Genomic DNA, 22223 nt, shown 5'->3' on the forward strand with positions numbered 1-22223 from the left:
CCTGTTCGATTACTTTTTTAAAGGGATATAAATACATTTCCTGTAATTCCCTTGGCGCCACATGCGGATCAGTTCTCACATTTCCATCACGGCCTCCCTTAGGCACGCTGTATACCGCAAAATGTTTCAACGTGGATGCAACGCCTTCACTTTGTATACCTTTTACCATTTGTATTCCCAATTCAGAAATAAGATATGGATCTTCACTATAAGTTTCTACAACTCTTCCCCAGCGTGGATCACGGGATACATCTAAAATGGGTGCATATATATTTGTATAGCCGAGTGCTTTTGCTTCAGTACCTTCAATTTGGCCTGCCTGTAAAACCAATTCCCTGTTCCAGGTACTGCCAATACTTATTGGTGCAGGTAACGGTGTTGCCCTGTCGTGGTTAAGGCCATGCACACCTTCATTTGTGAAATCAACGGGTATGCCTAAACGCGTTTCTTCCACAAACCATTTTTGTATTTGGTTGATTGCAGCCGCATGATTGCTATATGGATAAGTGAGGTTGTTGGTATAATATCTTTCAGGTCCGTTGATAACGCCATTGAGTTGTTCGTCAATATTGGCAATGCCATCTTTCCATATTTCAGTTTTCCATTCGGAGGTAGGTAAGCTATCTTTTAATACTCTTTTATAACCATATAAAGTTGCCATCTGGCAGGTCTTTTCATCCACATTCATTTGCGATAGCAAGTCTGCAACTCTTTTTTCAACGGGCTGTGCAGGATCTTCAAATACATCCATCCTCCCATTTTTATTAAAATCTATCCAGCCCTTGTGATAAATATTTATTTGGGCACTAACGGTAATACTATTGAAAATGATAATTATCAAAAGATAAAAACTGAAAGAAAAAAACTTGCTGTTCCGGTTCATAATATTGTAGTGATTGTGAAATAAAAGCAAATGAATAGTTGTGCTGATTATTTTCTTGTGAGTGTATAAGTAACAAACTTATGATAAAATTATTTTAATGAGAGCCGGTTTTTTTGCCTAATAACAAGCTATGTTATCAAAGTAATAAACGATTTATTCTATAAGATCACTGTAAGCCCTTTTGCCAAAATACCGGTAGCCCTTCGAATCATATTTTGTTCCCGATAAAACTGAATGAATAAAGCCGTTCAACTCAACCTGCGTGGTGTGATATATTTTTTTATCCGGGTTAGTTTTCAAATAAAATTGTATACGATTATTTGCCGACTTAAAAACAACCAGGCTATCATCTTCTGTTTTTTTAAAATTAAAAAAAGAAGAAAGTTGTGTTAGCATTAAATGGCTTCTATACCAGGTGCCGCCTGTACCAGAAACGAAAGTTTTTCCGTTATATAATGCTACGCTATCATTGTAGGCAAAAACATTAAGGACGTGTTTCTTATCATTTTTTATCCATGACTTTAATTTAGGCAGGTAAGATGAATCATAACCATAATCGCTATCAAGAAAAATAATTCGTTGCACATAAGATGGAATTGCTGTGACCGCATCGAGGTAGCTAAAAATAAAACGGCCACCACCGCTATGGCTCCCCAGGTATATCACTTTTTTTGGAGACGGGATTAAATTGTATAGTGTATCAACAATTTGTTTTGCTATTGCAGCATAATCATGGTGTTTGGTTTTCCACAGCGGCCAGCTCTTATATGAGTTTTCAAGATAAGCAACCACGATGGATGCAGTGCGTAATTTGGTTCTTATAAATCGGGTCTGAGCACGGATGTGCTGGATATCAAAATGCCAATCATCACCTTCTTTTATTTTTTTGCCCATAGTTTGCTCCGTGGTATTCCCGTTTGGCAATGCGTAAAGAATAAGAATTGTTTTTTTTGCATTTGCGTTTGCAGGAGCATCAATAGTTATTCTTACATCCTTTTGCATCGAAAACGAATAGATAGAATCGTCTTTAAGCTGGCCAACCGTTGCAAAATATTTTAAAAGAGAGAAAGTGATTAATAAAATTTCAATATAAAATTTGTTGAATTTATACATCAATTATTTATAAATCTGGTAGATCATGTGAAGACCGGGTTATTTAGTTTCCTGCTTTTTCGCTTTGTCAATTGCGTCTAGCAGCCCGTTAGTAAAACTGTCATCTGCCAATTGCCAGAACATGATACCATTTAATTTATTTTTTATAACATATTCAGTTTTCAATTTTATTGATACGCTATCGTCATAAGTTGCCAATAATTTTCGCTGCTTGTTAAATGCATAAGGCGCCATTGCTGTAGAATCCCAATATTGTATAAAGCCATTATTTATATTAATCGTATCGGCGAACCTGCTATAAGATAAGCCATGGTAAAAATGCCCTGGCCGGTATAAGCCATTATTTGCTGTATCGCTTACTTCGAATAGCCTTGCATAAAAAGCTGCGCCAATAGCAATTTTTGCGGGAGGAACACCTGCCGCAATTAGTTCTTTTACTCCATTATCCACCGATTCTACTTGCTGCGCTGTTGAATAAAGAGGAGTGTGATGGCCCGAAACCTTACTAAAGCCAGACACAAGGTCGTAACTCATAAGGTTAATACGGTTTATCATAGGCATAACCTTTTTCCATTCCACCGCAGAATCAATGTAAGAAGAAAAGCCGCCTGCTGCGAAACTTATTTCTTTTTTCTTACCCAGCTTTTTTCTTAACTCTTTTACTAACGCAGTGAAGTTGGGTTTATCTTCTGGGCCATAGGCATGGCCGGGAAAGCCGGAAATTGCAGGATATTCCCAATCAAGATCAATCCCATCGGTACCAAAATAATCAGTTAAATGTTTAACAGAATTTGAAAATGTCTTTCTTCCTTTTTTCGTTGAGAAAACTGCAGAGCATGTTTTACAACCGCCCCATCCGCCGAGCGATAACAGTATTTTTAAACGGGGATTTCTTTGTTTCAAAGCTACCATACTAACGATAGTAGCGCTGTCTCTTGCATTGTCAACTGCCAGTGAATCACCTTTTAAATGACAGAAACTAAAAATAAGATGCGTAAGTTTTTCTATCTCAAAACTATCAATCGCAGTTGTTCGGCCGGCATAATAGCCAATTACGGCAATGTTGTTTTGTTCTTTATTATTTTGGGCATTGCAAAAAGATGTAATGAAAGTAAATGTTGCCAGAATTGAAGTTATACGCATCATGTATTATAGTTTCTGTTAAGTGAATTTTTAAAGATTTTGTAATTTATAAAAGATTGCTTGCTTTGGGATATCTTTTTAAAACATTTAATGAAAACCTCTTATTTAATTCGCCTATTTTTATAATTAAGACCGGGAACAAATTTTTTAAAATGATACAATTTGTTTTTAATAATAGACGAAAAATAAAAATCTATTTTGTTCTGAGTTATATATTAAGTTTTTGTTTTCAGATACAAAGTAGCGCACAAGCTAAATCGCCTGCATTTAAAGTGATTGCATTTTATACAGCAAAAAACGACCAGGCGCATATAAGTTTTGTATGCGAGGCTAATAACTGGTTTTCTAAAATTGCCGCTGAATATAATTTTTCTTATGACTCAACTAACGATTGGAATAATTTAAACACCCGTTTTCTATCGCATTATAAGGTTGTAATTTTTTTAGACACACGGCCCGACTCATTACCGCAGAGAAAAGCGTTTCAAAAATATATGGAAAATGGTGGTGGATGGATAGGGTTTCACTTTTCTGCATTCGCATTAACGCCTTCAGATTTTCCGCAAAACTGGGACTGGTATCATGAAGAGTTCTTAGCATCCGGACAATATGTGAGCAACACCTGGCGGCCTGTTTCAGCAATTTTAAGAGTTGAAGATAGTACTCATCCTGCAACAAAACATTTGCCTGTAACATTTAAATCATCTCCAAATGAATGGTACAGGTGGCAACATGACTTGCGAAAAAATCTTTCAATAAAAATTTTACTTTCAATAGATTCCTCCAGTTATCCCTTAGGTACAGGCCCCAAGCCTTATGAAATATGGCATAGCGGTTATTACCCGGTTGTGTGGACCAATAAAAAATATAAAATGATCTATTTTAATATGGGACATAATGATATAGATTACGAACATAAATTTGATACTACCAACAAAACCCTGTCTTATACATTTAATAATCCAATACAGGATAAGCTTATCATTAATGCATTATTATGGCTGGGGGAAAACAAATAAAACTAAAATGTATGTGTCCATAAAAAAAGAGCAGCCTTGTTGAGGCTGCTCTTTTTTTATGGAATAAGTAGTAAACTTAAATACCCGGTGATAAATCAATTAGCTGAATAAACCACCCTTTCTCAACGAACGTGTTCCTTCACCAATTAAAAATCCATTTTGATATATTTCTATAGTGTAATTACCTTGTTGAAAATTTCCCGGTGCAAAAGAAAACTGAACATTTTTCTTTTTAGCCGTTTCTATATCAACTGGTAATTTAGCCGTAAACGCTTTGTCACCTTCTTCACGTGTTGTAAATGTTCCGGAATTTAACGACTGCGTTGAAACAGGTTTGCCATCAGGACCGATAACGCAAACATAAACATCTGTCATACCTGGTGCGGCAATGCGATTGCTTACGTCAAAAGATATTAATAGCTTATCTACGCGTTTTGCTTTTGTAGTAACTTTTTCTTTACCGCTGTGTCTTACATCAACTGGCTTAATATCTATATTAGAAGCGTTTAATGTAGAAGCAACATCTACTTTTTGTACGAGGCTATCTTTGGTAGCTGTTGTTGCGGTAAGGTTTTGATTTAACTGCTCTTTCTCCTGCGTTAACGTTGCTTTATCCTGCGTTAACGTTTGGTTATCCTGGGTTAATTGCGCGATCTGTTGTTCCATTCCGCTTATTTTATCATTCAGGCTGGCGATAAGTTTTTTAGCCCTGCCTAATTCAGCGGCAGTTGCATTTTTCTTATTCAAGATACTGCGGATTTCTGATTTCGTTTTAGCGATCTCTTTGTTGCCATCAGCAAGTTTACTTTGCAAACTTGTATTAACAGTTGACATTGAATCGAGACGTGCTAACGATGCGTCAAAACTTTTTTGTACTTCACTTTTTTGATCCGTTACAGTTGCAATTTGTGTTTGTTGTTCCTGGATGGTGTTGCCACTTTTATTTTTATCAACAACTAATGCAATGCCTGTTCCTACAAGAGCGACGGCTAAAATTCCTATAATTAGGTTTTTAAAATTTTTCCGTGGTTCCTGTGGTTCTGTGGTTGCCGTTGGAAAATTGGTAGTGCTCATAATTTTGATTTTTTGTTTAATGAATTGTTTGTTTTAATTTTTAAATTATAGCTGTCTCGGATAGGTTAAAAACGATAATGAAATATTTTTTCATTTTTCACCCTATTAATTTCCATAATCGTGCCACATTTTTTTTTCTAAAATTCTTATTTAAAAAAATAAATTATATCGCATTGATTTCTAAATGATTAAAAACGAAAAATATTCGGTGTTAAATCAAACCGTAACGTGCCGATCATTTAAAATTTTTATTAAATCAAAGGCTATTAACAAGAAAAATTTAGAAACCCGCATTACTTTTTATTAAAAAAAATAGCATTTATTGTAAGAATTTATCGTTCCTTTTTTCATCAGTATTATATAAGCATAAGCAGGAAGTTTATTAAATATATTTGTTTAATTTTTTTGTCTTCATATAAATAACAGTAATGAAAACAGTTATAATATTTTTATACATAACAGTGTTAACTGCCCCCGCTTGTTTTGCACAATCGAAAACTCATGCTGAAAAATCCGGCAACCCGATCTTTCCAGGGTGGTACGCAGATCCTGAAGCCAGGATATTTAATAATACTTACTGGATTTATCCAACGTACTCCGCGCCTTACGATAGACAAGTTTTTTTTGATGCGTTCTCTTCTACTGATCTCGTGCACTGGACGAAGCACCGTGATATAACGGACACATCAAAAATTAAATGGGCGCATCGTGCAATGTGGGCGCCGGCTATTGTTGAAAAGGATAAAAAATATTATTTCTTTTTTGGGGCTAATGATATTCAGAACGACCAACAAGTTGGCGGTATTGGCGTTGCCGTTGCAGATAAGCCCGAAGGGCCTTTCAAAGACTATCTCGGCAAACCACTTGTTGATAAGTTTCATAACGGCGCACAGCCAATTGATCAGTTTGTTTTTAAAGATACTAACGGTAGTTACTATCTTATTTACGGCGGTTGGGGACATTGCAACATTGCCAGGTTAAATAATAATTTTACGGGGTTTATTCCTTTTAAGGACGGAACAACATTTAAAGAAATAACGCCCGACGGATATGTGGAAGGTTCTGTTATGTTTAAACGAAAAGGCAAATATTATTTTATGTGGTCGGAAGGCGGCTGGACAGGACCGGATTATAGCGTTGCTTATGCTATAGGCGATTCTCCATTCGGGCCTTTTAAACGAATAGGTAAAATATTACAGCAAAATCCTGCAATAGCAACAGGTGCAGGTCATCATTCGGTTATTAATATTCCCGGTACGGATTCCTGGTATATCGTTTACCACCGGAGACCTTTGGGTGAGACAGACGGAAATTCCAGAGTGGTTTGCATTGATAAAATGTATTTTGATGCAAAAGGTTTTATTAAACCGGTTGTTATTACCAAAGCAGGAGTTGATAAATTTATCCTGGATAAAAAGTAAATCGTTGCAAGACCGCCAATTGCCTTTGGAGGACTTTCAAGAAGAGATATTATAGGAAGACATTAATTCTATAAAATGAAAACTTCGAAATCACTATCGACTTCGAAGTTTAGCTTAAAAAACCAATTAAAAAAAGTTTATGGAGTTACCTGTCCGTTCTGAATAAATTTAATCTGAACTGTTTTTGTCGAATCAGTTGCTCCCGGTTGCCCTACTAATAATATAGTATAAATCTTTCCCTTTTCAACACTAATGGTCCGGCTCTTGTTCACGGTTGATTCATCATTTACATTAATAGAAATATCTCCCGGCGTAACACCTTTAAAATATGAAACGCTTGGAAACGGCGCTGCAGTGTTAAAAACATTGCTTCCGTTTGAACTAACGGTAACGGTTGGTTGCAAAGTTGAATCAGGAATAGCATTTACATATCGCACATAAGCTTGCCCGCTTGCGGATGTAAGACTATCGAAATTATCTTTCACAACGACATTTTTATATTTGCCATTTGTTCCTACAAAAAAGGCTGAATAATAGGCACTGTCTGCAAAAAGCTGTGTTGTGTCAGCTAACGTCGCCTGGGTGGAAAAATCATAAGTTGTTACATTGCGGGTACCAGTATATACCCCTAGGTAACTTCCGGTGTAATTTGTAAAACCCAGGGGGCTCCTGGTAAAAATATTGCCTGAAAGCGCAAAACCAACCGAGGTTTGATCCGGGGCAAGATTGAAAGCCATTAACCCCGAGGCAGGTGTGTGAGAAACTTTATCAAGGTTTTTTTTACATGCACTAAATAAAAGGGCACTTAAGAAAATCGCGGATAGGGGTAATAGAATTGAAAATCGCTTTTTCATTAATAAATTCGTTTAAATAGGTAAGGAGATAAATCTGAACTACAAAATAATGAAATAATGATGCCACTAAATATTAATGAAAGTTTAAAAAAAATTATTTAAACGCACCATGAAATAATAAATAAATACTCTGTTTTATTATTACCGAAACGATTTACTTTTATCGTATGCAAAGCAATTATTTAAAATCACAATTTTTATTAAAAGAAGGAATTACTTATTTAAATTTTGGCGCTTTTGGAGCTTGCCCAAAGCCGGTTTTCGAAAGATACCAACAGTACCAATTAGAGTTGGAACAGGAACCAACACAATTTATTACGGTAAATGGGTTGCAATATTTAAGACAATCAAGAGAAGCGTTGGCTGCTTTTTTAAATTGTAATTCCGACGATGTGGTTTATGTTACTAACCCATCTTACGGAGTAAATATTGTTGCAAAAAGTTTTCCTCTTAAAGAAGGTGACGAAGTGCTCACTTCTAATTTAGAATATGGAGCATGTGACAGGACGTGGAGTTATTATTGCGAAAAGAAAGGGGCAAAATATGTAAGGCAGGAAATAAAATTTCCTATACAATCAAAGGAAGATTTTATTGAACAGTTCTTGAACGGCCTTACTTCAAAAACCAGGATAGTATTTCTTAGTCACATCACAAGTAGTACAGGCCTGCGACTGCCAATTGAAGAAATTTGTGCAATTGCAAAGCAAAAAGGGCTTATTACTTTTGTTGATGGTGCACATGCTCCCGGTCAATTGCCAATAAACCTCGGTACACTTAATGTTGACTTCTATACAGGGGCTTGCCATAAATGGATGCTTACTCCCAAGGGGAGTTCCTTTTTGTATGTTAAAAAAGAACTTCAAAATTTGTGTGATCCTTTATTGATCAGTTGGGGTTATAAAAGCGCCAGGCCATCGCATTCACAATTTTTAGATTACCATCAACTGCAGGGAACCAGAGACTTCTCGGCTTTTTTAACGGTACCTGCTGCTATTGGATTTATGAAAGAAAACAACTGGTCAGAAGTTGCTCAAAATTGCAGAGCGATTGCCATGTCTAATGCTGATCGCTTTCGTGATTTATTAAAAACCGAACCGCTTCATAATAGCAAAGGAGATTTTATTTTTCAGATGTGCAGTACTCTTATAAAAACAAAGCAGCCCGAACAACTGCACCAGCTTTTGTTTGTCAAATACAATATTGAAATACCCGTAATGCAGCACAACAACATGACCTTGCTGCGATATTCCATACAGGCTTTCAATAGCCAGCAGGATCTTGACATATTATATAATGCCCTGGAAGATATAATTAAAACAACTAACCTGGTTGACCTTTAATAAAATTAAAAGCGATTATAGTAGTACGCTAGTAATCGTTCTGATTTCTCTTGCACATAATCAAAATCATTTCATGGTAAAATGCCTATATCGCAGTTTCCAGATTCACTGGCTTATGCTTACGGAGTAAAACTGGTTATTTATTACCCCTTATTCTTGTTAAACGTGGAATTCTGTTTTGGTATAGAAAAGGCAAGACGACAAAAAAAGCTGTTGCAAAATTTAATCTATTATTCTAATCATTTGGATTGTTAAAATAAAATGAGCCTAAAGGCTCTATCGTAAAGCGCCTACACGCAAATTTTGAATCGCATAAATTAATTTTCAACAAGATGAAAATCTGTTTTTTATGTGGCTGAAAACAATAAACCGAAATTCACTTTTCAGGCATAATTAATGTAGTCTGTTTTTATTATAAAAACATACCCACATGAAAGCTATACAAATCCATGAATTCGGTGGCCCTGAAGTTTTGAAATATGAAGATGCACCCAAACCTACGCCTGCTGAAGATGAGGTATTGATCAAAGTGTTTGCAAGTGGTGTAAATCCTATTGATTGGAAAATAAGAGCCGGGCATGCAACGGGAAAATTCCCTGTGCAGTTTCCCTTAATTCCCGGTTGGGATGTTTCAGGAGAAATAGAAGAGGTAGGTGGCTCTATAAAAAATTTCAGAAAAGGCGATGAAGTGTATAGCAGGCCTGATCCTTCAAAAAATGGTTCTTATGCGGAATATGTTGTGGTTAAAGCTAATCTTGTTAATCTAAAACCAAAATCTATTAGCCATGAAAAGGCTGCGGCCGTGCCGCTCGCAGGGCTTACCGCGTGGCAGGCATTATTTGATTATGGAAGGTTAATGAAAGATCAAAAGGTTTTGATACATGCGGCTTCCGGCGGGGTTGGAACATTTGCAGTTCAGTTTGCTAAATGGAAAGGCGCTTATGTTATAGGCACAACTTCGGGAAAGAACATTGATTTTGTTGAAGATCTGGGTGCCGATGTGGTAATAGATTACAAAAAAGAAAAATTTGAAGACATTTTAAAAGATATAGACCTCGTAATTGATTTAATTGGTGGTGATACACAAAAGCGTTCTCTGAAAGTACTTAAAAGTGGCGGTCGCCTTATTACGACAGTACAGCCGGAAAACGAGGAAGCTGCTAAAGAAAAAAATATTCACATAGAAAGTTTCCTGGCAAAATCTATACCTGAAAAACTGGAACAAATAAAACAACTGATTGATTCGGGAAAGGTGAAACCTGTTATTGCCGTAATTATGCCATTAAAAGATGCCGCCAAAGCCCAGCAGCTTAGCGAAGAAGGACATACCAGGGGGAAGATTGTGTTGCAGGTTGCATAGGATTTTAGTAGCTCCTTATTTCTACTAACGACTGAACAAATTCCCTTCGTGACATGTTATGTTGTGAAACAGTTTGATGAAGAATAAGTCACTTTCGCTCGTTTTATTAAATACCATCACTTTGGTGATTATGTTATTTGCAAACTACGCAAGTACCAGCGGCATGTATTCAAATAAAAATGTGGCTGATGTAAGCCATAAGTATGATACATTATTTGCGCCCGCCGGTTATGCTTTTATAATTTGGGGAGTTATATTTTTACTGGCACTTAGTTTTGTAATTTATCAATGGGTTTTATTAAAAACAAACGATTCGCAGCGATACGTTCAGCGCATAGGAATATGGTTTACCGTAAGTAACATTGCGAATGCAGGATGGCTATACTGCTGGCTCAATGAGCAACTAGGCTTGTCCGTTATATGCATTTTTATATTGCTCATCAGTCTTATTATTTTAACCATACATCTTCGTCTTGAACTGGACGATGTTCCGGTTCGTAACATCTTTTTTGTATGGTGGCCGGTTACATTTTACCTTGGCTGGATAATGGTAGCAACTATAGCCTGTGTTGCATCGTGGCTTACATCAATTGGGTGGGCCGGTATTGGCATCTCTCAAAGCACATGGACAATAATATCAATTGTAATAGCTTGTTTACTTTACCTCATCATTATTGTAACAAGGAACATGCGTGAGGCAGCTGTAGTGGGAATTTGGGCTTTCATTGCCATTGCAGTGCGCCAGTGGAATAACCATAACGGTATTGTGTGGACGGCACTTCTTTCCTCTTTAATTCTGGCAATTGCCATATCAGCGCATTTTTACAAAAACAGGAATTACAGTATCGGCTTAAAATTAAAAAGAGGCGAGTGGTAATAGCGATAAGGCTTATTCGCCATTATAAGCCATAGTCATAAAACGAATCACTTCTTCGTTTATATCTTCATTATAAAGCATACGAAAATGATGATTAAATTGATGGGCGCTCCCAGGGACTTCTGCAATCTTTTGAAAACAAAGATTATCAGGATACGCTTTTGCAAACGGGAACACAATATGGATAAAGTTCTTACCGAATTGGGTGATCCATGCAATTCTTTTTTTATCGTTGGAAATGCCAATCATTGTGTTTGCGGGGTATAAAGAAATGAGCCCGATCTTCCTGTATTCATTTAAAAAATGATGAAATAAAGATTTGGTGTGATCTGATTTTCCCGCCAGGAAATCTTCAATTGTTTTATTCGGCTTGGGCTTCGTCATAAAATAGTAAGATACTCAATGAGATTTTTTGTGATTTAACTAAAAAATAGGGAAGCGTAGAAGCCGCACCATCAGTCGTTAAATCTAGCGCATTCAGCTACTCTGCCCAAATTTTTCAGATTTAAGTCACCCGAGGTTTGGAGCTTTTGCACAAATACCTTTTGAATAAAAAAAATGTTTCACAAAAATATTTTCAATCATGGAAGAAAAAAAGAATGATAACAAATCTGATGATAACATATCCTATAAAGTGTATGGTTATGTGTCATGATGTTTACAGGATGGACTAAAAATATAACTGGTTATTCTGCCTGAAACTTAAAAGTTAATGCAGAAAAAACTGTAAGTCATCTCTTGTTATTTTAATTATTCTTCTTATTCTTTAAACAAAAAAAAGGGTTCCTTAGAAAAAGAACCCTTTAAACAGCCTTTACTAGCTTGCTTATGAGAAGTTGGTTTACCTGAAATTTATTTTAGCCCCGGCAAATTCATCCAATATTATTGAAGGTATTTGCGTCAGCAACATTTTCTTTTTTATGAAGTAAAACACAAAAATAAACCCGGTGCTGATGTTCATTATACTTTAATTTGGCAGTTTATTATTCTATTTTACCATACTCGTTGGGTCAGCCTGTTACTTTATTTTGCGGTAAATTCTTTTTGATAGGTAAGCGGGCTTTTACCGGTAATTAATTTAAAATATTTATGGAAGCTAGTGAAATTATTGAACCCGCTTTCGTAGCATAAACGTTTAATGCATTGGTTATTTTCAATAAGCAATTTACAGGCATGGCCTACCCGAAGTTCAATTAAAAATTGTGAATAGGTTTTTCGTGTACGCGACTTAAAATACCGGCAAAATGAATTAGGACTAATGTTTGCAATTTCTGCAATTTGCTGGAGTTGAATTTTTCCTTTGAAGTTTTTTAATGAGTATTCATAAATGGCATTGATGCGTTCATTTTCGCTATCAACAAAATCCGGCTTAAAACCGATAGAAGACAATGACGATAATTGTTTGCAACCGGAAATACTTGAGAGCGCTTCCATTAAAAGAATAATTCTTTTTGAACCGGTGGAGGTAATTAATTGTTCTAAAAGTTCAGCGACTACCTGCCTGGGCTTACCCACAATTTGTAAACCTCTGCCAGCTTTTTCCAGTACTGCTTTAAGGTTATTGTTTTCCGGCAAACTGAGGAAATTCTCTCCCCAAAAATTTTCTGTAAAATGTGCTACTCTCACATCAGCATTTGCCGTTGTATTTTCTTCAAAATAAATATTATCAAATTTCCAGCAATGTGGAAGATTGCTGCCCACCATAACAACGTCGCCGGGTTTAAATCTCTTAATACTATCGCCTATAAATTGTGTTCCTTCCCCTTTTTTAAAATGAATCAGTTCAATTTCCGCGTGGTAATGCCAACGGTTATTTATGTGAGGAACCAAATCCCTGCGGGCACTAAAAGAATGTCCTGGTACTTTCATAACTTTTAGCAATTGAGGTCTCATTAACTTATATTAGCATGAATATTAAGAGTAACAGGCAACCGATGCCAAATTAGCTTATTATTTATTTTTCGGGAAAGAAATCTCCGCAATCGTTTTCGGAACCAGCCGTTATAAATCTAAAGTTTTATATAAGAATAAGAACCCGTCAGTTCGTGTAACCGTGCAAGCAAAATCGTCCATCGGTTTTGCAGAATTAATTTAAAATACTTTTATTCTTTTCAAATTAATTTAAAGACTAATTAAACATCCATGCTAAAATAGTTGAATGGAAAGACAATTTTAGGTAATATCGCATCCCGGTTTCATTCGTTATTTGTTATTAGTAATCAGCCATTATAAAATAACTGTGTAACACCGGTTAATAATAATTATCTTTTATACATAAACAGGTTAAAATAACCATCACGAATTTTTTGATATGAATAATCGAAACTACACATTACCTATTATTTTAGTGACCTCACTATTTTTTTTATGGGGGCTTGCTTATGGTCTTTTAGATGTGCTTAATAAGCATTTCCAGGAAACGCTGAATATTACCAAGCAACGGTCAACTTTGTTGCAGGCAGCGTACTTTGGCGCTTACTTTTTAATTGCTTTGCCTGCAGGTTATTTTATGCAGAAGTCGGGTTATAGAAAAGGTATTATTACCGGGCTGTTATTGTATGCCACAGGAGCAATTCTTTTTTATCCTGCAGCGCAAAATGAAAGTTTCGCTTTTTTTCTTTTAGCATTATTTGTTTTGGCCAGTGGACTAACTTTCCTGGAAACCGCTGCTAATCCATATATCACGGTGCTTGGCGAGCCTGCAACATCTGAATTTCGGTTAAACCTTGCGCAAAGTTTCAATGGAGTAGGGTCTTTCCTGGGACCAATTATTGGTGGTGCATTATTTTTTGGTAATAAATCTGCTGATGGATCTTCTCAGTTAGATACAGTGAAATACGTATACATCGCTATTGCCGGTATTGTCCTATTAGTAGCATTATTATTTTTCAGGACACCAATGCCCGAAGTGAAAGAGGAGGAACTGGTAATAGATAAAGATGAACACGTAGGTAGGAAATTATTTCAGCATACGCATTTTGTATGGGCAATTGTTGCCCAGTTCTTTTACGTCGCTGCGCAGGTGGGTATAGCAGCATTATTTATAAATTATTGTACTGAAAAAAATGTTGGTATCGATAATGAACGTGCCTCATATTTACTTTCAGGAAGCCTGGTTTTATTTACAGCCGGAAGGTTTGCAGGCACAGCACTCATGAAAATTATCGCTCCCCACAAGTTGCTTGCATTGTATGCCCTTATCAATATTTGTTTATGTATTGTTGTGGTGATGGTGCCGGGAATAATATCAGTATACTCATTGATGACTATATTCTTTTTTGAATCTATAATGTTTCCAACCATTTTTGCATTGGGAGTAAAAAATCTTGGAGTCTATACCAAGAAAGGCGCATCTTATATTATAATGTCAATCGTTGGCGGGGCGCTGGTACCGGTTCTTATGGGCTCATTGGCACAGTCACACTCAACATCTTTTTCATATATAGTTCCAATGATTTGCTTTGTATTCGTTTTCATTTTTGCTGTATATGGCTATAAAATAAAAACACATGTATGACCCGATATTGTTTAACACTCGATTTGAAAAATGATCCTGAATTAATCAGCCAGTATGAGCAGTATCATAAAGAAGTATGGCCGGACATTATAAGTTCAATAAAAGATTCAGGAATTACCCACATGCAAATCTATCGTTACGATACGCGGCTGTTTATGATTATGGAGGTCACTGATGATTTTAGTTTTGAAAAGAAACAGCAGGCGGATAATGCAAATGCAAAAGTGCAGGAATGGGAAGAGTTGATGTGGAAATACCAGCAAGCCTTACCGGGAAGCGCGGCAGGTGAAAAATGGAAGCTCATGGATAAAATATTTGACCTGAATGAATGCTGAAAAACAGTGTGATTACAGTTTTACAATAGAATATTTTATTTGTTATAAGCTATCTCTCTGATTAATATAAATAAATTTGCAAAAAAAATGTTTCAGTTAAATAATAAGATTGCGGTAGTTACGGGCGGTGGAAGCGGAATTGGCAAGGCGGTTGCATTATTGTTTGCAAGGCAGGGTGCCCTGGTGCACGTTATAGACCTTAATGAAAAAGGCGGCGAAATAACTTTGCAGGAAATTAATGATGCAGGCGATAAAGCGTTTATGCATGCATGTGATGTTACGGTACAGGAAAAAGTACAGGAAGTTTTTAATGAAATTGGCAATGTTGATATTTTAGTAAACAGCGCAGGGGTTTCTCATGTTGGAAACGTGGAAAATACAACGCCAGCTGATTTTGAAAGAATATATAATGTGAATGTGAAAGGCGTTTATAATTGCCTGCAGGCTGCTGTTTCAATAATGAAAAAAAATAAAAAGGGCATTATACTCAATCTTGCGTCTATAGCAAATAGCGTTGGATTGCAGGATCGGTTTGCTTATTCTATGAGTAAGGGCGCCGTGTATGCGATGACCTTATCAGTGGCGAGAGATTATCTTCATGAAGGAATTCGTTGTAACTGCGTTTCTCCTGCAAGGGTTCATACTCCTTTTGTAGATGATTTTATTAAAAAAAATTACCCGGGAAAAGAAGGTGAAATGTTTGAAAAATTATCAAAAAGTCAGCCGATAGGCAGAATGGCAAAACCTGCGGAAATTGCCAGCCTTATTTTATTTTTATGTTCTGATGAAGCCTCATTCATTACAGGATGCGATTACCCGATTGATGGTGGTTTTATCAAGTTGAATAATTAAAATTTAATTTTTAAAAAAGATAAAAGATGAAACTGATACGATTTGGCGAAGCCAATAATGAAAAGACCGGTGTTATTATCGATGATGCATATTACGATACTTCCATTTTCGGACAGGACTATAATGAGCATTTTTTTGAAACGGACGGATTGAATCAATTGCAAAAATTTATTGATTCCAATAAAGACCAACTGCCGGAAATTTCAAAAGATGTACGCCTGGGAAGCCCTGTTGCAAGGCCTTCTAAAATAATTTGTATTGGATTAAATTATGCTGATCATGCCAAAGAAACGAAAGCGTCTATCCCTTCAGAGCCCATTATATTTTTTAAATCAACAACCGCTTTGTGCGGACCTTATGATGATGTGATTATTCCCAAAAACTCTGCGAAAACAGATTGGGAAGTTGAGCTGGCTGTTGTAATAGGAAAGAAGGCATCTTATGTAGATGAAACGGATGCTTTAGATTATGTTGCAGGATATTGCTTGCATAACGATTTAAGTGAACGGTCTTTTCAGTTGGAAAGAAATGGTCAGTGGGTGAAAGGAAAAAGCTGCGACACCTTTGCGCCGCTCGGGCCTTTTATGGCAACAAAGGATGAAATTAATGATACGGATAATCTGCGTTTATGGCTAACCGTTAATGGTAAAAAAATGCAGGATGGTAACACCGCCGATTTTATTTTCAAAATTCCGTTTCTTGTTTCGTACGTAAGCCAGTTTATGACGCTTCTTCCCGGCGATGTTATTTCAACTGGCACACCTGCGGGAGTTGGTTTGGGGATGAACCCGCAGGTTTATTTAAAGGCGGGCGATGTTATGGAGTTGGGCATTGACGGTTTAGGTACTTCAAAACAAAATGTAAAGGCCTATGCCAAAGATTGATTCGCACCAGCATTTTTGGAAATTCGATCCCATACGGGACACTTGGATACCAGATGAAATGGCCTTACTGCGGAAAGATTTTCTTCCTGATCAATTTGCGCCACTTCTAGAGCAAAACGGTTTTGATGGATGTGTAACGGTACAATCTGAACAGGCTGAAATTGAAAATGTTTTTCAACTGGAGAATGCCAAGAATAATAAATTTATAAAGGGAATTGTTGGCTGGGTAGATTTCCAGGCAAAGAACGTAGGGCAAAAGCTTTCGTATTACAAGGAGTTTGAAAAAATAAAAGGATTTCGCCATATTTTACAGGGAGAAGCGCACAGGGATTTAATGTTAAAAACAGAATTCCTGAGAGGAATCGAGGCATTAGGCGAGTATGATTATACTTATGATATCCTTATATATGCCGACCAGGTAAAGTTTACAAAAGAATTCGTTGCGAAATTTCCCAATCAAAAATTTGTAATTGATCATCTTGCTAAACCCTATATAAAACGTAAAGAAATTGATGGATGGAAAAAAGATATTCAGCAAGTAGCAGAATATGAAAATGTATCCTGTAAAATTTCTGGCTTTTTAACCGAGGCTGATATGAAGCATTGGAAGGAAGAGGATTTTATTCCATACTTTGACGTGGTGGTTGAATCATTTGGTATCGACCGGATCATGTTTGGTTCAGATTGGCCGGTGTGCCTTGGTGGCGCAGATTACAATACAGTAGTGAATATTATGAAGAAATATTTTTTATCTTTTACAGTAAATGAACAGGATAAATTTTTCGGAGATAACGCAATTAAATTTTATAACTTATAAATATGGACCTGCAATTAAAAAATAAAGTGATTATTGTTACCGGCGGTGCCAAAGGAATCGGTGAAGGCATAGTAAGAGTATTAGCCGCAGAAGGCGCTATAACGGTAATCGTTGGACGAAATGAAAATGATAACCTGAAATTATGCAATGAGTTGGCTTCTGATGAAACAGAAATATTCCAGGTGGTGGCTGAATTAACCAATCCTGATGAAAATGAAAAAGCAATAAATGAAGTGATAAAGAAATATGGGCGAATTGATGGGCTCGTAAACAATGCTGGACAAAATGATGGAGTAGGGCTCGAGAAAGGCGATTACAGAAGCTTCATGGCAAGCCTTCACCGGAATTTAATTCACTATTATTTAATGGCACATTTTGCATTGCCAGAATTAAAAAAGCAAAAAGGCTCCATAGTTAATATAACTTCTAAAACAGCAGAAACAGGCCAGGGAAATACTTCTGCATATGCTGCGTCTAACGGTGGCCGTAATGCATTAACGAGAGAGTGGGCTGTGGAATTATTGCAATATGGTATAAGGGTAAACGCTATCATAGTAGCTGAATGCTGGACGCCCCTGTATGAAAAATGGATAAAAACGGTGCCAAATCCTGCTGAGAAAATAAAAGAGATAGAATCGAGGATACCGCTTGGTAAGCGTATGACTACCCCGGAAGAAATAGCTAATATGACAGCATTTCTTTTATCTGAAAAATCAAGCCATACAACCGGTCAGTTGATTCACGTGGATGGGGGTTATGTTCACTTAGACAGGGCTTTATCGTGAAATAATTTAATTATTTTTTTTTAAGAGATGAATCAGAAGCGCTGTTATATAATTTTTCATTTGCTTCTCTCAACTTATCTAAAGGCATCTTAATTACTTTCCTATCGTAAGTCATGAAGCCGTTAACTTCGCCTTCCACATCGGTGGTTTGTGTGTAAACCGCTGCCGACAGGCCTTTGCGAACTAATTCCTGCAAGTGGTCTATTAAAGAATTATATCTCATAAATAAACTGTCATTACTTTTAAAACTTTGATAGCCCCAGTTTTTTTGTTGCCATGTATGCTCGGCAACAGGTAAACCCAGTCCGCCAAATTCACCCAATACAAGCGCTTTTTTTGCGCCAAAAATTTCAGGCCTTGGCATAGCCGGATCAGGGTAATTATGAAGATCTACAATGTCTCCAACATCATAGTAATTACCACCGCTTGCGCTATTTACTAATCTTGAGGGATCTTTTTGCTTCGTTTTATTTGCTATATCAATTGTTTTAAACTGTCCCCATGCCTCATTGAATGGAGTCCATACAACAATGGAGGGAAAGTTGTATAACGCATCCATTATTGCGTTCCATTCTTTGCGGTAATAACCTTCACTTTCCGGTGAACGCTCTTTGTCAGTTTGCCTTCCCAATACGCCGGGGCGTGGCTCCCAGTGATTGCCCAGGTCTCCGCTTGGCATATCCTGCCATACCAGCATGCCCAATTTATCACAGTAATAGTACCAGCGTGCCGGCTCTACTTTTATGTGTTTACGAATCATATTAAAACCCATTTCTTTTAATGTTTCAATATCAAACTTAAGAGCGTTATCCGTCGGTGCAGTATACAATCCGTCGGGCCACCATCCCTGGTCGAGAGGTCCAAACTCAAATAGAAATTTATTATTCAACATCATTTTTTGAATGCCGTTTTCAGGTGCTACGGAGATCTTTCTCATGGCAAAATAGCTTTTTACTTCATCAATTATTTTGCCTTTACGCGTGACCGTTAGTTTGAGGTCGTATAGAAAAGGTTGAGAAGGAGACCATGTTTCAGGATTGTTTATTGATAAAGTTTCAGCAGTATCCGTGCTTGTTTTTTCTGCTACTTTTTCATTTCCTTTCCATGCTGAAATATTAATTTCATCACCCGGTTGAAGATTATCAACCGAAGCGCTCACTGTTATTGTTTGTTTATCTACATCGGGTGTTTGCCGGGTAAACGCAATATAAGTTTGCGGAACTATTTCCATCCACACGGTTTGCCAAATGCCTGTAACCGAAGTGTACCAGATTCCTTCAGGATGTACGACCTGCTTGCCTCGTGGCTGTGGCCCGTCATCAGTGGGGTCCCACACGCGAATGGATAGTTGTTGTTTAGAACCTTTATTTAGAAAGCCTGTAATGTCAAATGTAAAAGGATCATAGCCTCCTTCATGCCTGCCCACTTTTTTTCCATTTATAAATACATCGCTTCGCCAATCTATCGCTCCGAAGTGAAGCAATATTCTTTTACCTTTTCTTTTTACGGGCACGTCAATTGTTCTTTGATACCAGAGGATACTATCTTTTCCTACGCTTTTTCCAACTCCTGATAAAGATGATTCAATAGCAAACGGAACGAAAATATTTCCCTGGAAATTAGCAGGAACCTGTTCGTCTGAATTCGGCAAAATTGAATATTGCCACAAACCATTTAAGTTTATCCAATCTTTACGCTGCAGTTGGGGGCGCGGATATTCATTTAGCACATTTGATGGATCAACGCTGTCAGCCCACGGTGTAGTAATTCTCCCCGGAACAATTTTCCATGTATTTTTTTGGGCAAATGAATGACTTACTATTAAAGCTGCAAGGCAAATAAGAAATGAATTCTTCATAAATGTTTTATAAGAATGGGAAAATGTATAATGGGTTTTACTTTTTTAGTAACTCTGCAATGATTCAATTATTCCCATTTCAAGCCCTCTTATTTCAGCAAGACCTCTTAATCTTCCTATTGCAGAATAACCGGGGTTGGTTGTTTTATTCAAATCATCCAGCATCTGGTGGCCATGGTCAGGGCGAAACGGAATCGAAATTTTCATTTTTTGTTGCAACCGCAATAATTCTTTTACAATGCTATACATATCGTTGTCGCCACTGAGGTGGTCGGCTTCATAAAAATTTCCTTCTTCATCTTTTTTTACATTGCGTAAATGAATAAAATGAATTTTTTCTCCAAAGGACTTAACCATGCCCGTTAGGTCATTATTTTTTGAAGCTCCTAAAGAGCCGGTGCAGAAGCAAACTCCATTGGCAGAATTATCAACCTTATTTAAAAAATATTCATAATCATTTTGCGTGCTTACAATTCTTGGTAAACCCAGGATTGGAAATGGCGGATCATCAGGATGTATGGCTAATTTTACACCGCAATCTTCCGCTACTTCACTTATCTCTTTTTGAAAGTAGCAAAGGTTTTCCCGTAAGGTATTTGCATCAATATCTTTATACAATTCCAGTTTTTGCAGCATATCATTTGTTGATATCTTTTTTTCGCCAGGTATGCCGAACATAACAACTCCGCCTAAAGCTTCGAGGTCTTTTTCAGAATAATTTTTAAATCGCTCTTCAGCTTTTTGTAAAATATCTGTTGAGTAAGAACTGTCTGCATTTTTTCTTTTTAAAATATAGATGTCAAAAACAGCAAGATCAATCCAGTTGAAATACAGTGCCAGCGATCCGTCACTCATTTTATAATTTAATGAAGTACGCGTCCAGTCGTTAACCGGCATAAAGTTATAAGTGATAATGGGGATACCGCAGGCGGCTACGTTACGTATGGATGTTTTATATTTTTCAATATATTCTTTATAGGCCCCGGTCCTGGTTTTTATATTCTCATGCACCGTTATACTTTCCACCACAGACCAGGTAAGTCCCACCTTTTCTATTTCTGCTTTTCGTTTGTTGATTTCATCCACTGTCCATATTTCACCATGAGGAATATGATGCAGCGCAGTAACAACACCTTCAGCACCAGTTTGCTTTACATCCTGCAAGCTTACGGGGTCCGAAGGTCCAAACCAGCGCCAGGTCTGTTTCATTTTATATTTCATGTTTTATAATTTAAACTCCACTCTTAAATGTATGTTGGTTATTAGCTCTAAACAAATTTAAATTCAATACTTCATTTGGTGCTTTAAATTTTGATTACAATATTAGTTTTTCTCTATCCGAAAACTGCGTGTCGATCCTGATAATAATTTAAAAAGCATGCTTCTCTTTTATTTCTATTTCAATAATTTTTTATAACGACACATGGCTTCCACATAATAATAATCGGCATAAGGTAACGGTGCGTCCACCTCTGCATTTTTATTCATATTTGCAACGCTGTGCATCAAAAGAAAACCACCGTTTGTACCAATAGCGGCTTTATATTCATTAGAAGAAAGAGTATGCAAAATGGTTGATGCGGTACCGAGGTATTTTTTTGACAAGCTATCATTACTATAGCGAGAAAGCTCAATTAATGCTGAAGCCATAATCGCTCCTGCAGATGCATCCCGTTGAGCATTTGGAATGCCGGGTGCGTTATAATCCCAATAGGGTATTTTGTCTGAAGGCAGGTTAGGATTATTTAAAATAAATGAAGCAATGTGTTGTGCCTGGTCTAAATGTTTTTTGTCTTTCGTATAACGATACATCATCGTATAACCGTAAAGACTCCACGATTTTCCCCTTGCCCACGCAGACTCGTCAAATGCGCCCTGTGCCGTTTGTTTCTTTATTACAACACCTGTTTGAGGATTATATACAACTACGTGGTAAGAACTGTAATTCTGGCGGTAGTGATTTTTCATAGTAGTGTTTGCATGGCTCACCGCTATGTGGTAAAAAGACGAATCGCCGGTTACGTTGGTTGCCCACATCAATAATTCCAGGTTCATCATATTATCGATAATTACTCTAAACTCGGTTGTGTC

22 protein-coding genes are annotated in these 22223 nt (G+C 36.9%); 12 read left to right on the forward strand and 10 right to left on the reverse strand.

Annotated elements, in window-relative coordinates:
* Positions 1-751, reverse strand: a 751-nt coding sequence (locus FW778_RS15870) for a glycoside hydrolase family 3 protein (RefSeq protein WP_317132381.1), incomplete at its 3' end; no start/stop codon positions are given.
* A gap of 33 nt (positions 752-784) precedes the next feature.
* Here FW778_RS15870 and FW778_RS23595 point away from each other — a divergent pair.
* A complete protein-coding gene (locus tag FW778_RS23595) occupies positions 785-907 on the forward strand; it encodes a hypothetical protein (protein ID WP_262714417.1) in 123 nt (40 codons plus the stop codon).
* Positions 908-1036: 129 nt separating this feature from the next.
* Here FW778_RS23595 and FW778_RS15875 read toward each other — a convergent pair whose 3' ends face one another.
* Positions 1037-1996 carry a hypothetical protein gene (locus FW778_RS15875; protein ID WP_150415804.1) on the reverse strand — a complete coding sequence of 320 codons (960 nt, stop codon included), beginning with the start codon at positions 1994-1996 and terminating at the stop codon, positions 1037-1039.
* Positions 1997-2035: 39 nt separating this feature from the next.
* On the reverse strand, positions 2036-3142 hold the full coding sequence (locus tag FW778_RS15880; protein WP_150415805.1) for a glycoside hydrolase family 18 protein: 1107 nt from the start codon (positions 3140-3142) through the stop codon (positions 2036-2038).
* Positions 3143-3291: 149 nt separating this feature from the next.
* On the opposite strand from FW778_RS15880, the gene FW778_RS15885 reads away from it, so the two are divergent.
* Positions 3292-4158, forward strand: coding sequence for a ThuA domain-containing protein (locus tag FW778_RS15885; protein WP_150415806.1), 867 nt, complete (start codon positions 3292-3294; stop codon positions 4156-4158).
* Between the two features lie 99 nt (positions 4159-4257).
* On the opposite strand, the gene FW778_RS15890 is transcribed toward FW778_RS15885, so the two are convergent.
* A complete protein-coding gene (locus FW778_RS15890) occupies positions 4258-5232 on the reverse strand; it encodes a hypothetical protein (protein WP_150415807.1) in 975 nt (324 codons plus the stop codon).
* A 428-nt stretch (positions 5233-5660) separates the two neighbouring features.
* Between FW778_RS15890 and FW778_RS15895 the strand changes: the two genes are divergently transcribed.
* Positions 5661-6653, forward strand: coding sequence for a glycoside hydrolase family 43 protein (locus FW778_RS15895; RefSeq protein ID WP_150415808.1), 993 nt, complete (start codon positions 5661-5663; stop codon positions 6651-6653).
* 137 nt (positions 6654-6790) lie between these two features.
* Here FW778_RS15895 and FW778_RS15900 read toward each other — a convergent pair whose 3' ends face one another.
* Positions 6791-7507 carry a DUF4397 domain-containing protein gene (locus FW778_RS15900; RefSeq protein ID WP_150415809.1) on the reverse strand — a complete coding sequence of 239 codons (717 nt, stop codon included), beginning with the start codon at positions 7505-7507 and terminating at the stop codon, positions 6791-6793.
* A 167-nt stretch (positions 7508-7674) separates the two neighbouring features.
* On the opposite strand from FW778_RS15900, the gene FW778_RS15905 reads away from it, so the two are divergent.
* The 3 genes from FW778_RS15905 to FW778_RS15915 all read left to right on the forward strand — a co-directional run bounded on the left by FW778_RS15905 (position 7675) and on the right by FW778_RS15915 (position 11084).
* The gene (locus FW778_RS15905; RefSeq protein WP_150415810.1) at positions 7675-8847 is read left to right on the forward strand and encodes an aminotransferase class V-fold PLP-dependent enzyme; all 1173 of its coding nucleotides are present in this window, start codon (positions 7675-7677) and stop codon (positions 8845-8847) included.
* 430 nt (positions 8848-9277) lie between these two features.
* Complete coding sequence (locus tag FW778_RS15910; protein ID WP_150415811.1) at positions 9278-10207, forward strand: NADP-dependent oxidoreductase; 930 nt, start codon at positions 9278-9280, stop codon at positions 10205-10207.
* A gap of 76 nt (positions 10208-10283) precedes the next feature.
* A complete protein-coding gene (locus tag FW778_RS15915; RefSeq protein WP_150415812.1) occupies positions 10284-11084 on the forward strand; it encodes a hypothetical protein in 801 nt (266 codons plus the stop codon).
* A 12-nt stretch (positions 11085-11096) separates the two neighbouring features.
* Here FW778_RS15915 and FW778_RS15920 read toward each other — a convergent pair whose 3' ends face one another.
* Entirely contained in the window at positions 11097-11468 is a 372-nt protein-coding gene (locus tag FW778_RS15920) for a DUF5655 domain-containing protein (protein WP_150415813.1), read from the reverse strand.
* Between the two features lie 639 nt (positions 11469-12107).
* Positions 12108-12953 carry an AraC family transcriptional regulator gene (locus FW778_RS15925; protein WP_235906299.1) on the reverse strand — a complete coding sequence of 282 codons (846 nt, stop codon included), beginning with the start codon at positions 12951-12953 and terminating at the stop codon, positions 12108-12110.
* Positions 12954-13395: 442 nt separating this feature from the next.
* Between FW778_RS15925 and fucP the strand changes: the two genes are divergently transcribed.
* The 6 genes from fucP to FW778_RS15955 all read left to right on the forward strand — a co-directional run bounded on the left by fucP (position 13396) and on the right by FW778_RS15955 (position 18274).
* Entirely contained in the window at positions 13396-14601 is a 1206-nt protein-coding gene (fucP, locus tag FW778_RS15930; RefSeq protein WP_150415815.1) for an L-fucose:H+ symporter permease, read from the forward strand.
* The gene (locus FW778_RS15935) at positions 14598-14936 is read left to right on the forward strand and encodes an L-rhamnose mutarotase (RefSeq protein WP_150415816.1); all 339 of its coding nucleotides are present in this window, start codon (positions 14598-14600) and stop codon (positions 14934-14936) included. Before fucP ends, FW778_RS15935 begins: the two co-directional genes overlap by 4 nt.
* An 87-nt stretch (positions 14937-15023) precedes the next feature.
* Positions 15024-15788, forward strand: a complete 765-nt coding sequence (locus FW778_RS15940; protein ID WP_150415817.1) for an SDR family NAD(P)-dependent oxidoreductase — start codon at positions 15024-15026, stop codon at positions 15786-15788.
* A gap of 26 nt (positions 15789-15814) precedes the next feature.
* On the forward strand, positions 15815-16672 hold the full coding sequence (locus tag FW778_RS15945; RefSeq protein WP_150415818.1) for a fumarylacetoacetate hydrolase family protein: 858 nt from the start codon (positions 15815-15817) through the stop codon (positions 16670-16672).
* Entirely contained in the window at positions 16659-17489 is an 831-nt protein-coding gene (locus FW778_RS15950; RefSeq protein WP_150415819.1) for an amidohydrolase family protein, read from the forward strand. Before FW778_RS15945 ends, FW778_RS15950 begins: the two co-directional genes overlap by 14 nt.
* A gap of 2 nt (positions 17490-17491) precedes the next feature.
* Positions 17492-18274, forward strand: a complete 783-nt coding sequence (locus FW778_RS15955; RefSeq protein WP_150415820.1) for an L-fucose dehydrogenase — start codon at positions 17492-17494, stop codon at positions 18272-18274.
* 10 nt (positions 18275-18284) lie between these two features.
* Here the strand turns inward: FW778_RS15955 and FW778_RS15960 are convergent, their stop codons facing one another.
* The 3 genes from FW778_RS15960 to FW778_RS23190 form a co-directional block, all read right to left on the reverse strand.
* Entirely contained in the window at positions 18285-20132 is a 1848-nt protein-coding gene (locus FW778_RS15960; protein ID WP_150415821.1) for a glycoside hydrolase family 2 protein, read from the reverse strand.
* A 45-nt stretch (positions 20133-20177) separates the two neighbouring features.
* Positions 20178-21353, reverse strand: a complete 1176-nt coding sequence (gene uxuA, locus FW778_RS15965) for a mannonate dehydratase (RefSeq protein ID WP_150415822.1) — start codon at positions 21351-21353, stop codon at positions 20178-20180.
* A gap of 174 nt (positions 21354-21527) precedes the next feature.
* Positions 21528-22190, reverse strand: a complete 663-nt coding sequence (locus FW778_RS23190; RefSeq protein WP_202552296.1) for a glycoside hydrolase family 88 protein — start codon at positions 22188-22190, stop codon at positions 21528-21530.
* Positions 22191-22223: the final 33 nt, after the last annotated feature.

Origin of the sequence: Ginsengibacter hankyongi, from assembly GCF_008710285.1 — a bacterium.
Lineage (GTDB): Bacteria > Bacteroidota > Bacteroidia > Chitinophagales > Chitinophagaceae > Ginsengibacter > Ginsengibacter hankyongi.